This window comes from Microbacterium aureliae (assembly GCF_054780155.1).
Genome location: NZ_BAAGWW010000002.1, coordinates 563230 through 577925, shown reverse-complemented (window position 1 = coordinate 577925; position 14696 = coordinate 563230). Strand labels below are relative to the sequence as shown.

Genomic DNA, 14696 nt, shown 5'->3' with positions numbered 1-14696 from the left:
GCATAGCGTTGGCGCATGAGTAAACGCCGCGCCGAGGACCAGCCCATGCCCGAGGACGCCCCGGTGGGCGGAGACGAGACGACCGAAGACCAGCTCGAGGCGGACAACGCGGTCGAAGAGGACACGCTGAAGACCCTCGACCCCGAGGCCCCTCCCGCCTGAAGCCCCCGCGCCGCGCACCTGCGCGCGGCCCCCCCGCGCCCAGCGCCCCCGCAGCTCGCGCCCCGCGCGCCGCGCACGCTCGCGCCCCCGCACCCCCGGCATCCGCACAGATCACGTGATACGTACGAGATCACCCGATAGGTACCGGAAACAACGGGTGTGTTCGTGCGTATCACGTGATCCGTGACAGCAGAGGGGCGGGCGCGACGGGGAACGGCGGGACCCGCCGGGGCGGGTCAGGCCTCGCGGGTGATCGTCACCTTCACGTGCAGGTGGGACTTGTGGGGTCCGGCGTACACGCCGCGCAGCGGCGGCACGTCGTTGTAGTCGCGGCCGCGGCCGACGAGCACGTGCCGGTCGCCGATCTCGATGTTGTTCGTCGGATCGAAGCCCTGCCACTCCCCCGCGAACCATTCGACCCACGCGTGCGACTCGCCGGTGACGGGCTCGCCGACCTCGGCCTCGGGCTTCGGGTGCAGGTAGCCCGAGACGTAGCGCGCGGGGATCCCCACCTCGCGCAGCGCGCCGAGGGTGATGTGGGCGATGTCCTGGCAGACGCCCTTGCGTTCCTGCCACGCCTCGGCGGCGGTCGAGTGCACACCGGTGATCCCGTGCATGTACTCCACCGCGTCGCCGACGGCCTCGGCGATCGCGTGGGCGGCACGGCCCGGATGCCGGTGCTCGGCCGCGATGCGACGGGCGAGGTCGGCGACCTCGGGGTGGGGACGCGTCCGGACGGTCTGGCTCAGCTGCTCGACGATGTCGATCGCGAGGATCGCGTCGCGCTCGAGGTCGGCCCACGAGTACTCGACGTGCTCGATCGGGCGCGGACGCACCTCGACCAGCGAGCGCGCGGTGATCATGAGCGAGGAGTGCCCCGACAGCACGTCGAACGCGGCGACCCGCGTCCCGAAGTAGTCGACGTACTGGTTGACCGACGTCGACGGCTCGATGTCGAGCGAGGAGTTCAGCACGAACTGGTTCTCGGTCGAACCGGGGAGCATCCGCGCCTCGTTGTACGACGCGGTGACGTCGCCCTGGTACGAGAAGCCGGTCTGGTGCTCGATCCGCAGTCGCTTCATGAGATCTCTCCGATCCAGCTCGGCTCGGCCTGCGTCGGGAAGAACCGGCCGCGGATGGCCTCGGAAGCCTCCCGAGTCACCTTCTGCACGCGGTACATGTGCTCGGGGAGCTCGTCGAGGATCTCGCTGAGCGAGCTGTACTCCAGGTCGTTGCGGATCTGGCCGAGCGCCCGCAACACGGTGTTGGAGTGGCCGACGCGATCCGCGCGCGGATCGATCGCGCTCATGCACTGCTCGGCGCTCTGGATCGAGTAGATGATCGAGCGCGGGAACAGCCGGTCCAGCAGCAGGAACTCCGCGGCGTTCCGCGCGCTCGGCATCCCCCGGTAGGTCCGCAGGTACGCCTCGTACGCCCCGCAGGAGCGCAGGATGGTGGTCCACGACGGGCCCGACACCTCGGTGAGCGATCGGGTCGCCAGCATCCGTGCCGTCATGTCGGTGCGCTCGATCGAGCGACCCAGCGTGAAGAACTGCCACGCCTCGTCGCGGCTCGTCGAGGAATCCACGACGCCTACCGACAGCGCGGTGCGCTCGCGCACCCACTGGAAGAAGTTGTGCACCTTGTCGACCTGCAGGCGCCGTGGCATGCGGGCGTTGGTGGTGTTGAGGGTCTCCCACAGCTCGGTGGAGACGATCTCGCGCGCCCGCCGGGCGTTCTCACGCGCAGCACCGAGCGAATACGCGATGCTCGACGGGTTGCCGCGGTCCACCGCCAGGCGCTGGAGGACATCCTCACGGCCCACCGCCTCGGCGTCCGCCGAGGGGATCGACCCCATGACGGTCAGCAGGGACCGGCACGCGGTGTCCTCGTCGATCCACGGGTCTTCGAGGAGCAGCTGCAGGTGGACGTCGAGGATGCGGGCGGTGCCGTCCGCGCGCTCCAGGTAGCGCCCGATCCAGAACAGGCTCTCTGCAATGCGGCTCAGCATGAGCCGTCCTTTCGGGTCGGCGCTTCGTCTCGTCGCTTCGCTCCTCGCTCAGCGTCCGGGTGGTGCGGCGTTGCGGAGCGGGTCTGCTGCTGCTGCTCCTGCTGCTCGGCGGACGAGCGCGGCTCGTCCTGCGGCGAGTGCGTCGGCTGGGTCTGCGCGTCGTAGATGATCGGGATCGCCGAGGTCACCGCCGCCTGCTCGGCGACGAGACCGCCCATCCCCTGCCCCTGGCCGTACTCGACGGTCGTCGGCGCGGAGCCCCCGACGATCCAGGTGTCCTTCGACCCGCCGCCCTGGCTGGAGTTCACCACGAGCTGACCCTCGGGCAGCGCCACGCGGGTGAGGCCACCCGGCAGCACCCACACGTCGTCGCCGTCGTTGACCGCGAAGGGCCGCAGGTCGGCGTGCCGGGGACGCATGCCGTCCTCGACGAGCGTCGGGATGGTCGAGAGCATCACGACCGGCTGCGCGATCCAGCCGCGCGGGTCGGCGAGCAGGCGGGTCCGCAGCTGGTCGAGCTCCGCGCGGGACGCGTCCGGACCCACGACGAGGCCCTTGCCGCCCGAGCCGTCGACGGGCTTGACCACGAGCTCGTCGAGGCGGTCCAGCACCTCCTCGAGGGCGGTCGGGTCCTCGAGCCGCCACGTGTCGACGTTCTTGAGGATGGGCTCCTCGGCGAGGTAGTAGCGGATGAGGTCGGGGACGTACGTGTACAGGAGCTTGTCGTCGGCGACGCCGTTGCCCACGGCGTTGGCGATCGTGACGTTGCCGAGCCGCGCGGCCAGCATGAGCCCCGGGGCGCCGAGCATCGAGTCCGCGCGGAACTGCAGCGGATCCAGGAAGTCGTCGTCGACGCGCCGGTAGATGACGTCGACGCGCTTGGGTCCGCGGGTCGTGCGCATGAACACCTTGCCGCCGATGCACAGCAGGTCTCGCCCCTCGACGAGCTCCACGCCCATCAGGCGCGCCAGCAGCGTGTGCTCGAAGTACGCGGAATTATAGACGCCGGGCGTGAGGACGACGACGTTGGGGTCTTCGATGCCGGCCGGCGCCGACGCGCGCAGGGCCGCGAGCAGCTTGTTCGGGTAGTCGCCGACGGGGCGCACGCGCATGGACACGAACAGCTCGGGCAGCGTCTGGGCCATCACGCGCCGGTTCGAGATGACGTAGCTGACCCCCGAGGGCACCCGCACGTTGTCCTCGAGGACGCGCATCTCGCCGTGCTCGTCGCGGATGAGGTCGATCCCGGACACCTGGATCCGCACGCCGTTGGCCGAATGGATGCCGGCGGCCTGGCGGTAGTAGTACTGCGAGCTCGCGATCAGCCGGGCGGGCAGCACCCCGTCGCGCACGCAGTACTGGTGGCCGTACGCGTCGTCGAGGAACGCCTCGAGCGCCTTCACGCGCTGCTTGACCCCCGCCTCGATACGGGACCACTCGTCGTACCGAATGATGCGGGGCACCGCATCCAGCGGGAACGGGCGCTCCTCACCCGCGAAATCGAACGTCACTCCCTGCGCGAGATACGAGCTCGCGAGCGAGTCGGTGCGGCCGCGCAACTCCTCCTGCGTCATCTGCGCGAGAGCCTGGTACAGCTCGCGGTACGCCTCACGCGAAGGCGGTGCACCACCGGCATCCGCCCCGCCGCCGAACATCTCGTCGAACGCCGGGACACCCGACGGGGTCTTGCGCGGCGCGAGGGTGGAGCCGTAGCCGTCGAAGAGATCACCCATGCGAACGAGACTAGTCGCGCACGTGTTGCCGAGGTGTTTCCATTGTCGGCCCGGCAGTCGTCGACGACGGATGCCGCCTGCCCGGCGGCCGGATCGACCACCGGTGACGGAGCCGGGCGTGTCGCCCGGTCGTACCCTCGAAGGGTGGCAGGGCACCGCACGGGCGCGCGGGATGGGGCGCCGGCACGGCTGGCGCCCGCGGCTCTCGCGGGCGCGTCGGCCGCTGTGCTCGCGGCCGGAGCCGGCGAGCTGGCCGCCGCGCTCGTTCCCGCGTCGGCGAGCCCGTTCGCCGCGATCGGCGGAGCCGCTGTCGACGCCGCGCCCGCGTGGGCCAAGGACCTCGCGATCGAGCTGTTCGGCACCGCGGACAAGGTGGCGCTGTTCGTCGGCATCGCCCTCGTGATGCTCGCCGTCGCCGCGGGCGCGGGGGTGGCGCAGCACCGGCGTCCGCCGTGGGGCGCCGTCGTCATCGGGACCTTCGGTCTCGTCGGCGCCGTCGTCGCGACGCTGCGCCCCGGGGCCGAGGTCCTCGCGTGGCTGCCGTCCGTGCTCGCCGGAGTGGTGGGTGCCGTCGCGGTCTGGTGGCTGGCCAGCCGGCTGGGGCCGGCGCCCCGGCCCTCCGGAACTCCACGGATCCGCGCCGGGGAGGGCCCGGAACCCCCGGCCGGGGCCCGAACAGACACGGATCCGTGGAGTTCTGCACACGGCGGCGCCGCGGCCGGCGGACCGCGCGGCGGCACCGCGGCCGGCGGACCGCGCGGGGGCCTCGACCGCCGCGGCTTCTTCGCCTGGTCGGGGGCCGCTGTGGTCGCCGGTGTCCTCATGACGATCGTGGCCACCGCCCGCCGGACGGGCGCAGCGGCCGTCGAGGCGGTCCGAAGCGCCCTGCGGCTGCCGCCGCCGGCGACACCCGCACCGCCGATTCCGCAGGGGGCGGAGCTCGGCATCCCGGACCTTGCTCCGCTCGTGACCCCGAACGGGTCGTTCTATCGCATCGACACCGCCCTCATCGTGCCCGAGGTGGACCCGGCCGACTGGAGTCTGCGGATCCACGGCATGGTCGCCCGCGAGATCACCCTCACGTGGGACGAACTGCTGGCGCTGCCGCTCCGCGAGAGCCACACGACCCTCGCGTGCGTGTCGAACACGGTCGGCGGCCTGCTGATCGGCAACGCCCGCTGGCTCGGCCACCCCATCCGGGAACTCCTCGCCCGTGCCGAGCCGTCGACGGATGCCGACATGGTGCTGTCGCGGTCCATCGACGGGTTCACGGCCTCCACCCCGCTCGAGGCGCTCACCGACGACCGCGAGGCGATCCTCGCCGTCGGCATGAACGGCGAGCCGCTGCCGCTGGAGCATGGATTCCCGGTGCGGATGGTGGTGCCGGGCCTGTACGGCTACGTCTCGGCGACGAAGTGGGTCGTCGACCTGGAGGTGACGCGGTTCGACCGGGCGAAGGCGTACTGGTCGACCCGCGGCTGGTCCGAGCGCGCCCCCATCAAGCTGCAGTCCCGCATCGACGTGCCCCAGCGGGGGCGCCGGCTCGACCCCGGCGACACCGTGATCGCCGGAGTCGCGTGGCACCCGCACGTCGGCGTGGCGGCTGTCGAGGTGCAGATCGACGACGGGCCGTGGCAGGCGGCGACCCTCGCGCCGGCCATCTCGGACGACACGTGGGTGCAGTGGAGCCTGCCCTGGACGGCCGAGTCCGGCACGCACGAGGTGCGCTGCCGCGCCGTCAGCGCCCGCGGCGAGGTGCAGACGGCCGACCCCGCACCACCCGCACCGGACGGTGCGCAGGGCCTGCACCGCATCCGCGTCGACGTGCGCTGAGCCGGCCCGAAGCCCGTACGCCCTCGCGCCGACGTGGTCCGCCCTCAGCCCGCGAGCACGACCTTCAGCTGCTCGAGCGCCCAGTCCAGCTCCGTCGCGCGGATGACGAGCGGCGGGGCGATGCGGATGGTCTGGCCGTGCGTGTCCTTGACGAGCACGCCCCGCGCGAGCAGCCGCTCGGCGACCTGGCGCCCCGTTCCGACGGCGGGGTCGATGTCGATCCCGGCCCACAGTCCCGCGGAGCGCACGCCGGTCACACCGTGGCCGACGAGCTCGGCCAGTCGCGCCTCGAGGTGCTCGCCGAGCGCGGCGGCGCGCGCCTGGATCTCGCCGCCGGCCAGCAGCTCGACGACCTTCAGCCCGACGGCGGACGCCAGCGGATTGCCGCCGAAGGTCGAGCCGTGCTCGCCGGGGCGGATGACCCCCAGCACGTCCCGATCGGCGACGACGGCCGACAGCGGCAGGATGCCGCCGCCCAGGGCCTTGCCGAGCAGGTAGACGTCGGGCACCACGTCCTCGCGATCGCACGCGAAGGTCGTGCCGACCCGGCCGAGCCCGGACTGGATCTCGTCGGCGATCATGAGCACGCGGTTCGCGGTGCAGATCTCGCGCACCGCGCGCAGGTAGCCCGCCGGCGGCATGACGACGCCGGCTTCGCCCTGGATCGGCTCGATCAGGACGGCGGCGGTGTGCTCGTCGATCGCCGCCTCGAGCGCGGCCGCGTCGCCGTACGCCACCGAGACGAACCCGGGCGCGTACGGCCCGAAGTCGTCGCGCGCCGACGGGTCGTCGCTGAAGCCGACGATCGTGGTGGTGCGGCCGTGGAAGTTGCCGCCCGCGACGATGATCGTGGCGGTGTCGGGCGCGATGCCCTTCACGCGGTAGCCCCACGCGCGGGCGACCTTGATGCCGGTCTCGACCGCCTCGGCGCCGGTGTTCATGGGCAGCACGAGGTCCTTGCCGCACAGCGCGGCCAGCGCGGTGGCGAAGGGACCCAGGCGGTCGTTGTGGAACGCCCGGCTGGTCAGGGTGACCCGGCCCAGCTGCTCGCGTGCGGCTGCGAGCAGCGCCGGATGCCCGTGGCCGAAGTTCAGCGCGGAGTAGGCCGACAGCAGGTCGAGGTAGCGCTTGCCCTCGACATCGGTGACCCACGACCCCTCGGCAGAGGCGACGACGATCGGCAGCGGATGGTAGTTGTGCGCGACGTGGGACTCTTCGGCGGCGATGATGCGCACCGTGCCGGTGTCGAGCGCGGGAGTGTGCGACAGCGTCATCGGGCGTCCCTTCAGCGGCGCAGCTCCAGGGTGCAGCACTTGATGCCGCCGCCACCCAGGAGGAGTTCGGACAGGTCGACCAGGACCGGGTTGTAGCCGCGCTCGCGCAGCTGCGCCTCGAAGCCGGTGGCCCGCGGCGAGATGATGACGTTCAAGCCGTCGCTGGCGGAGTTGAGGCCGAAGACGGCGCCGTCGGCGTCCGCGACGCGGATGGCGTCGGGGTAGCGCTCGGCGAGGATCGCCTGGCTGCGCTCGTCGAAGGCGTGCTCGAGGTAGGCGATGTTTGCCCGCTCGACGCCGCCGGGGCCCTCGACCGGGTCGAGGACCGAGATCGCGGTGTCGAGGTGGTAGAACCGCGGGTCGACGAGCGTGAGGGACACGACCTCCTTGCCGAACACGTCGCGCAGCTCGCGGTGGCTGTCGTCCGTGGAGCGGAAGCCGGTGCCGGCGAGGATCGTGTCGCCGACGAGCAGGAAGTCGCCCTCGCCCTCGTTGGTCTCGACCGGCTCGGCGACGGTGAAGCCCGCCTCGCGGAACCAGTCCATGAACGCCGGGCCCTCGGGCATCCGCTCCGCGTAGCGGAACTTCGCGCCGTAGGCCGTCCCATCGATCACGAAGCCGCCGTTGGCGGTGTAGACCATGTCGGGAAGGCCCGGGATCGGGTCGATGAGGTGGACGTCGTGACCGAGCTCGATGTAGGTGTCGTACAGCGTCTGCCACTGCGCGACGGCCTTGGCGGTGTCGGTCGGGTTGGCCGGCTCCATCCACGGGTTGATGGTGTAGCTGACCGTGAAGTGCTCGGGACGGCACATCAGGTACGAGCGGTGCTGCTGCACGCGGCCGGATGCCGCCGCCTGCAGCTGGTGCTCGCCGGTGATGTGGCGATCCGCCGTGGTGTTCTGCGTGGACATTTCGCTCCTGAAGGGCAACGGTGGCGGACGCTGTCCTCTGGGCCCGCCGGCCCCTCTGCTCACCGCCCGCGTGGGGGCTGCGGCGCCGAGGGGAAGCGACACGGGCACGCCGGTCCCATTGTCGCACGACCCGCCGACGGGTCGCTGTCCGGCACGGCTCAGCCGGCGGTTACGACGACCTTGCCGACAGTGCGGCCCGCCTCGACGTGGGCGAGCGCGGCGCCGGCCTCGGCGAGCGGGAACGTCCGCTCGATGACGGGGGCAAGAGCCCCGGCGGCGGCGAGGTCGAGCAGCCGCGCGGTGACGTCGGTCTTCGTCACGGCCGTGAGCGGGCGGAACCGGCGGCCCCGCCGCCCGGCGAGCACCGAGCGGGCGATGCGCGGCAGCGGCCCCAGGATCCGTCCGCCGTCGCCGCCGACGAGCGCGACGGACCCGCCGGCGCGCAGCCGGTCCCGCAGGACCGCCAGCGGTGGCTCGCCGGCGATGTCGACCACCGCGTCGAAGTGGCCGGCCGGCAGGCTCGCCAGCGGCGTCGTGCGGTAGTCGGCCGTGCGGGACGCGCCCAGGCCCCGCAGGGTCTGCTCGGCGCGGGCGCCGCACGTGGCCCACACCTCCGCGCCGCGCTCCGCCGCGAGCCGGACGGTCAGCGTCCCGACGCCGCCGCCCGCCCCCACCACGAGCACGCGGGATCCCGCCGCGACGCGGCAGGCCTCGAGGATCGTCCACGCGGTGTTGCCTGCGATGGGCAGGCAGGCGGCGGTGGCGGAATCGACGGCCTCCGGGATGACCGACAGACGGGATGCCGGCACGGCGACGTACTCGGCGAGCGTCTCTCGCCACGCGCCCACGACGCGGTCGCCCACGGCGAGACCGGCATCCGACCCGACCGCGACGACGGTGCCGGCGAGGTCCATCCCCCGGCCGGCGACGCGCGGCCGGCGGAGCCCGAAGAACAGCCGCACGAGACGGGGTTCGCCGCGCATGAGGTGGACGTCGCCGGAGTTGATCGAGGCGGCCTCGAACCGGACGAGCACCTCCCCCCGGCGCGGCGCGGGGACCGGCACGGTCTGGGCCGTGACCTGGTCCGCTCCGCCGTAGCGGCGCTGGCGCCAGGACGTCATCGTGGCGGGAATGATCGACGGCAGGTCGGACGTGGTCATGATGCGGTCTCCGGGTAGTGGAAGAGGTCGTCGAGGCCCACGCCGAAGACGCGGGACAGCTGGAAGGCGAGTTCGAGGGTCGGCGAGTAGCGGCCCTGCTCGATGGCGATGAGGGTCTGCCGGGTGACGCCGACGCGGCGGGCGAGCTCGGCCTGGGTCATGCCGTGCGCCTCGCGCACGGTGCGGAGGGTGTTGGTGACGCGCGTGGGCTTGACCATCAGCCGAGCCCCCGCCGGTAGGCGATGACCCCGGCGATCCCCCCGACGAGCGCCGACAGCGCGAAGCCGTAGTACATCGTGTGGGCGATCCAGAACCAGTCCGCCCGGACCGCGCACAGCACGATGACGCCCAGGCCCGCGAGGACCAGGAACGACTGGCCGACCCGGCCGGACATGTGCGCGATGTCACGGTCGCGCTGATCCTGGCCGCCCATGGCGTCCGGGTCGCGCCGCCGGGCAGCGAGCCCCCACACGACGTTCAGGGCGATCACCGCGACGATGCTGATCCCGATGGTCCAGAGCATCAGCGGCACCCAGTCCAGGCGGGTGACGTCGCCGCCGAGCGCCTGCGGCAGCACGATCGACGTGTACACCGCCAGGGCGATCACCGAGACGATCAGCCCCGCCCAGACGTTCCGCTCCTCGTAGGCCACGGCATCCTCCCGATGTCTAGAAAACTTGACATCGCGAGCGTACGCCCCCGGCTCCGTGGTGTCAACAATTATTGACACACCCGGTCCGGCGACCGCGAGGCGCAGCCCGGCGCGCGAGACTCCGCCGAGTGTCGCGCGCCGGCGCGCTTCTCGACGACGGATGCCGTCGCCCGCGGCTCAGATGACGGGCTCGCTCCAGGGGTCGGGCACGCCGAAGCGGTGGGCAGTGAGGGTGATCGACTGCTCGCGCAGGAACGGCAGCAGCTCGAGGCGGCCGGCGGTGGTGACCTCGTCGGCGTAGACGGCGACACCGGGGTCGCCGCCCAGGCCCTCGGCGAGCGCGGTGCGCAGTGCACGGACGGATGCCGCGGCCCCGACCAGCCGCGCGCGCGGCGGGCGCACCTCGGCGGACTGCATCCGCTGGATCCACTGCCCGTCGGACTCGACGAACACCCCGATGCCGTTGTCGTCGAGGACCCGGCGGACCGGCGCGGGCAGCCCCACCGGCGCGCTCACGCTCACCGGGGCGCCGGCCCGGATGGCCGCGACGACGACGCGCAGGAGCGCCTGCCACGTCGCGTCGCCGGTGGCCCGGACCGCGACGGCCTCGGCGGGGCGGTAGCGCAGCAGGTTCCGCTCGATCCCGAGGTGCGACACGTCGCGGACCTGGCCGAACTCGCGGTTCCACGCCAGGGCGTCCGACAGCGCGCCGCGGCGCAGCCAGTCGAACGCCTCGTAGCCGAGCGAGGGCTGCGCCGCCTCGATGACCGCCGTGATGCGCGAGTCCAGGCCGCGCAGGTGCAGCGTCGCCGACGTGGCGCCGCCCGACGTCGCCCGCCACGAGCCGAGGCCGACGAGGTGGTTCGGGCCGCCCGACTTCGCGCCGGGCCCCACCGCGGAGCGCTTCCACCCGCCGACCGGCTGGCGCTGGACGACGGAGCCGGTGAGGTCGCGGTTGACGAAGAGGCTGCCCGCCTGCACCTCGTCGAGCCACACCGCCAGGTCCTGGGGATCCCGCGTGTGCAGGCCCGCGGCGAGGCCGTACGCCGTGGCGTTCTGCAGCTCGATCGCGTGGCGGAGCGACGGAGCGTGCATGATCCCGAGCACCGGCACCGGGAACTCCTCGAGGTGGGCGCGCGACCCCGGGCGGACGCCCGTGCGGATCCCGGGCGACCACAGCCGCCCCTGCCAGCGCGCCGCCGTGTCGATCTGCCGCGGCCGGATGAGCCACTGCTCGCCCTCGCCGAGCGTCGTCAGGGCCCACCGCAGCGCCTCGTCGGGCTGCTCGACGAGCGGCCCCACGTCGGCGAGCGGATCGTCGGGGAGTCCCACTCGCAGCGAGCGCACGGCATCCACGAGCTGCCGGGCGAAGCGCCGGGAGCGTCCGACAGGTCCGACGAGGATCGCCAGCGACGCCGCCGCGGGCTGCTGGCCGGCGTAGCCGAACGCGCTTCTGACGAGATCGGATGCCGCGAGGTCGAGGTCCGCGGACGGAGCGACGACGACGGCGTTCGTGCCCCCGGTCGACGCGTGCAGCGGCAGGTCGGCCCGCCACGATCGGAACAGCTCGGCGGACTGCCACGTCCCGGTGAGCACGACCCGGTCGACGTCGGGATGCGAGACCAGGCGCCGTCCGAGCTTCTCGTCGAGGTCGGCCAGCACGAGCAGGTCGCGCGGGACGCCCGCGCGCCACAGCGCCTCGGCCAGCGCGGCGGCGCACCGCCGGGCGGCCGGCGCGGGGGTGACGACGACGCCCGATCCGGCGGCGAGCGCCGCCAGGACGCCGGCGGCGGCGGACGCGAGGGCGCGGACCGGCGGCGGGGTGACGACGGTGACGGATGCCGGCACGAAGACCGCGCCGCTGACGGCGTCGAGCTCGCGCGCGGTCGAGGCGCAGTACCTCGCCGCGTCCACGGCATCGCTGACCTCTCGGTCGGCGTCGGCGAGAAGGGTCCCGGTCTCGGCCGCGGCGACCTGGATGAGGGTGCCCCGGCGCGACTCGAGCAGCTGCGCGGCCTGCAGGAGCACCTCGGCCCGCTCGGCGGCGGGAGCGGCGCCCCAGCGGGCACCGGCATCCCTCACCCTGGCGATGAGCCCCGCGAGCGCCGCGCCGTCGCGCACGCGCCCTGTGGCGACCGGTTCGTCCTCAGCGGTGACGTCGACTTTCTCGAGGAGCCCCCGCGCCCACGCACGGGTGGCGGGCACGGTGGGGTCGGAGGGTGGCGTGTTCACGAAGCCGGGCGCGCCCTGAGCCCGGCTCACGGACTCGCGCGGCGCGAACACCGCGGTCTCGACGTAGGGCTGGCCGCCGAACAGCTGCTCGTCGGCCGCCGGGGCGAGGGGGATGGTGTCGTCGGGGTCCAGCGCCGCGTGCCGGGCGATCCCGAGCACGGCCCGCGTGAGGTTGTCGTCGTCCACTGAGGGCGCGTCCGCGGTGGATTCCGGTGCCGCTGAGCGGCGCGAGGTGCGACGGGGGCCGGCGGCGAGGCCGGGCTCGGCCGACCGGCGCAGCGCCGAGAGGAACCGCGCCCGTCGCGCGAGGCTCTCGGGGTCGGCGTCGGGCGCTCCTTCGCCTCCGGCGCCGTCCCCGAGTCCGCGGACGGCTTCGGCGATCGCGGCGTCGAGGTCCTGGGGCTGCGCCACCGGCACGTGCCGTCGCACGCGTCCGACGGCGTCCCGCACCGCCCCCGCCCGCGCGTCGTCCGCGTCGAAGGGCAACTCGATCTCGAGCCGATCCTGCACGCCGCGCTCGCCCGCGAGGAGCCAGGCGTACGCGATGCCGAACAGGTCGCCTCCGGCCGCCGTGACGCGCACGGCGTCCGACCGCTCCGGGTCCAGCGCTTCCCGCAGGCAGCGCAGGTGGTTCGCGGCGGCGTCCAGCGCCGTGTCGTACTGCGCGTGCTGCCAGCCCTGCAGCGCTGCGTCCGCCCGTTCCGCGCCGAAGTCGGATCCGGCGGCGAGCCGGACGATGATCGGGGCGCCGCCGGCGTCGACCCGATCTTTCGCCCAGGCGGTCAGGTCTTCGAGGGCGGGCAGGGCGTCGGGCAGCGACGTCGGCAGCGCGATGCCCGCGTCGAGCTGCGACAGCCGCGGATCGTCGAGGATCCGCCGGAGGACGGCGAGCGTCAGCTCCAGGTGGCGGTGGCCCTCGGGATCCAGGACGAGGGCGGTGCCGTCCGAGGCGGCGGACAGACAGAGAGGCAGCAGGCGCTCGGCCACGCGGTGGGCCGACTCGTCCAGCGCCCAGGGCGCGAGGGGGCCCGCGATCGCGGGCATCGGCACCGTGACCCGGTCGACGTCCGCGCGCCGGACGAGCTCATGGATGCCGTCGAGGCGGCGGGCGGCCTCGTGCTCGCCGAGCACGGCCCCGCCCCGCAGGTCGAGGTCGAGGTCCTCGCCGGTCGCGCGGAGCGACTCGAGGGCGGGGCCGAGAGCGTCGGGACGGGCGTCCAGGACGACCTGGCCGAGCAGTCCGCGCAGCACCCGCCGCGCGACGAGCACGACCGGCACGGGCGCGATCGGGGCCACGGCCGCACCCGCCTGGACGCCGCGGCGGACGTACCAGGGCAGGGATTCGGGCACGAGCGGGACCATGCGATGAAGGACGGATGCCGCCGTCGACAGACCCTCGGTGACCAGCACGTGGTCGACGAGACCCCGTGCGAAGTCGAGCCCGGCAGCGTCGCGCCGTCGGTCCCCCACTCCTGCGGACGACGCGGGCGGCGGGGCGGCGGCCCGCATCCATTCGGCCGCGAGGTCCACCGCGCGGGCACCGAGGGCGGCCTCCGCGCCGGTGATGGCGGGACGTGGGGGTGCGGCTTCGCGGCTCACCCCTCCAGAGTGCACCCTGGTCCCCGCAGACCCGGGGGACACGGCGCACGACACGCGACACGTCGATGATTACGATCGTTCCAGGGCCGATTCTTCCGCCCCACCGAAGGATGGAGGGCGCCGTGCTCGAGCTCCGCCGCTTGCGCCTGCTGCACGAACTCGCCCTCCGCGGCACCCTCACGGCGGTCGCCGAGGCCCTCTCGTTCAGTCCTTCCACCATCTCGCAGCAGCTGTCGCAGCTCGAGAAGGATGCCGGGGTGCGGCTGCTCGTGCCCGACGGGCGCCGCGTCCGGCTCACCGAGCACGGCGAGCTGCTCGCCGCGCACGCCGCCGACGCCCTCGACCGGGACGAGGCGATCCGGGGCGCGCTGGAGTCCCTGCAGCCCGGTGCCGCGCCGGTGCGGGTCGCGATGATGCAGACCGCCGTGCAGGGGCTGCTGCCCGGCGCGCTCTCGCGCCTGTCCGCCCACGAGCCCTCGCTTCGCGTGGAGGTGACCGAGGCCCCGCCCGAGGAGGGCCTGTTCGAGCTGGCCGCCCGCCGCTACGACCTCGCCGTCGCCGAGCAGTACCCGGGGCAGACCCGCGCGCACCTGCCGGGCCTCGACCGCGACGTCCTGGGCAGCGACCCCATCCGCCTCGCCGTCGGCCCCGGGGACGGCGCCGCGGGCCTGCGCGATCTGCGGGACCGCCCGTGGGTGCTCGAGCCCGAGGGCACCGCCGCGCGGCAGTGGGCGGTGCAGCAGTGCCGCGCCGCCGGGTACGAGCCGGATGTGCGGTTCGAGGTGGCAGACCTGACAGCACACGTGGGGCTGATCGCAGCCGGCCACGCCGTGGGCCTGCTGCCGGACCTGGTGTGGAGCAGCGGGCGGCGCCCCGTGCGGCTGCTCGACCTGCCCGACGAGCCGTCCCGCGAGGTCTTCACCGCCCAGCGGCGGGCGTCTGCCGGGCGCCCGGGCATCCGTGCGGTGCGCGCCGCGCTGGCGGAATCGTTCGACTCCGCACGTTCGCAGTGAGGCGAGATCCCCGTGGTCTCGGGGTTTCTCATCGAACCGGTATTTCACTTCACGGCGCTGCGTGCTTACGATGGACCCTCCACGGACGCGTCGTCGTCCATTTCGAGCCACCTCGT

General features: G+C 73.6%; 12 protein-coding genes. 3 read left to right on the top strand and 9 right to left on the bottom strand.

Annotation, left to right across the window (positions count from 1 at the left end; all coding sequences use genetic code 11):
* Positions 1–15 precede the first annotated feature (15 nt).
* A complete protein-coding gene (locus ACYVF4_RS08855; RefSeq protein ID WP_460721819.1) occupies positions 16–162 on the top strand; it encodes a hypothetical protein in 147 nt (48 codons plus the stop codon).
* A 236-nt stretch (positions 163–398) separates the two neighbouring features.
* On the opposite strand, the gene ACYVF4_RS08850 is transcribed toward ACYVF4_RS08855, so the two are convergent.
* Genes ACYVF4_RS08850 through ACYVF4_RS08840 form a run of 3 tightly spaced genes read right to left on the bottom strand, consistent with a single transcriptional unit; the run spans position 399 to position 3906 of the window.
* Positions 399–1244, bottom strand: a complete 846-nt coding sequence (locus ACYVF4_RS08850) for a transglutaminase family protein (RefSeq protein ID WP_460721817.1) — start codon at positions 1242–1244, stop codon at positions 399–401.
* Positions 1241–2173: an alpha-E domain-containing protein gene (locus ACYVF4_RS08845; protein WP_460721815.1), complete on the bottom strand. Its 933-nt coding sequence runs from the start codon at positions 2171–2173 to the stop codon at positions 1241–1243. The genes ACYVF4_RS08850 and ACYVF4_RS08845 overlap by 4 nt, the downstream gene beginning before the upstream one ends.
* Positions 2167–3906: a circularly permuted type 2 ATP-grasp protein gene (locus ACYVF4_RS08840; RefSeq protein ID WP_460721813.1), complete on the bottom strand. Its 1740-nt coding sequence runs from the start codon at positions 3904–3906 to the stop codon at positions 2167–2169. Before ACYVF4_RS08840 ends, ACYVF4_RS08845 begins: the two co-directional genes overlap by 7 nt.
* Positions 3907–4050: 144 nt before the next feature.
* On the opposite strand from ACYVF4_RS08840, the gene ACYVF4_RS08835 reads away from it, so the two are divergent.
* Positions 4051–5739: a molybdopterin-dependent oxidoreductase gene (locus ACYVF4_RS08835; RefSeq protein ID WP_460721811.1), complete on the top strand. Its 1689-nt coding sequence runs from the start codon at positions 4051–4053 to the stop codon at positions 5737–5739.
* 44 nt (positions 5740–5783) lie between these two features.
* On the opposite strand, the gene rocD is transcribed toward ACYVF4_RS08835, so the two are convergent.
* From rocD to ACYVF4_RS08805, 6 genes are all read right to left on the bottom strand, one after another.
* Positions 5784–7013, bottom strand: coding sequence for an ornithine--oxo-acid transaminase (gene rocD, locus ACYVF4_RS08830; RefSeq protein ID WP_460721809.1), 1230 nt, complete (start codon positions 7011–7013; stop codon positions 5784–5786).
* Positions 7014–7024: 11 nt separating this feature from the next.
* The gene (gene ddaH / locus ACYVF4_RS08825; RefSeq protein ID WP_460721807.1) at positions 7025–7924 is read right to left on the bottom strand and encodes a dimethylargininase; all 900 of its coding nucleotides are present in this window, start codon (positions 7922–7924) and stop codon (positions 7025–7027) included.
* A gap of 158 nt (positions 7925–8082) precedes the next feature.
* The gene (locus ACYVF4_RS08820; protein ID WP_460721805.1) at positions 8083–9084 is read right to left on the bottom strand and encodes an NAD(P)-dependent alcohol dehydrogenase; all 1002 of its coding nucleotides are present in this window, start codon (positions 9082–9084) and stop codon (positions 8083–8085) included.
* A complete protein-coding gene (locus ACYVF4_RS08815; protein WP_460721803.1) occupies positions 9081–9302 on the bottom strand; it encodes a helix-turn-helix transcriptional regulator in 222 nt (73 codons plus the stop codon). Before ACYVF4_RS08815 ends, ACYVF4_RS08820 begins: the two co-directional genes overlap by 4 nt.
* Complete coding sequence (locus ACYVF4_RS08810) at positions 9302–9736, bottom strand: hypothetical protein (protein ID WP_460721801.1); 435 nt, start codon at positions 9734–9736, stop codon at positions 9302–9304. Before ACYVF4_RS08810 ends, ACYVF4_RS08815 begins: the two co-directional genes overlap by 1 nt.
* Before the next feature lie 177 nt (positions 9737–9913).
* Positions 9914–13567 (bottom strand): proline dehydrogenase family protein, encoded by a 3654-nt coding sequence (locus ACYVF4_RS08805; RefSeq protein ID WP_460721799.1) that lies wholly within the window; start codon positions 13565–13567, stop codon positions 9914–9916.
* 122 nt (positions 13568–13689) lie between these two features.
* On the opposite strand from ACYVF4_RS08805, the gene ACYVF4_RS08800 reads away from it, so the two are divergent.
* The gene (locus tag ACYVF4_RS08800) at positions 13690–14580 is read left to right on the top strand and encodes a LysR family transcriptional regulator (RefSeq protein ID WP_460721797.1); all 891 of its coding nucleotides are present in this window, start codon (positions 13690–13692) and stop codon (positions 14578–14580) included.
* Positions 14581–14696 lie beyond the last annotated feature (116 nt).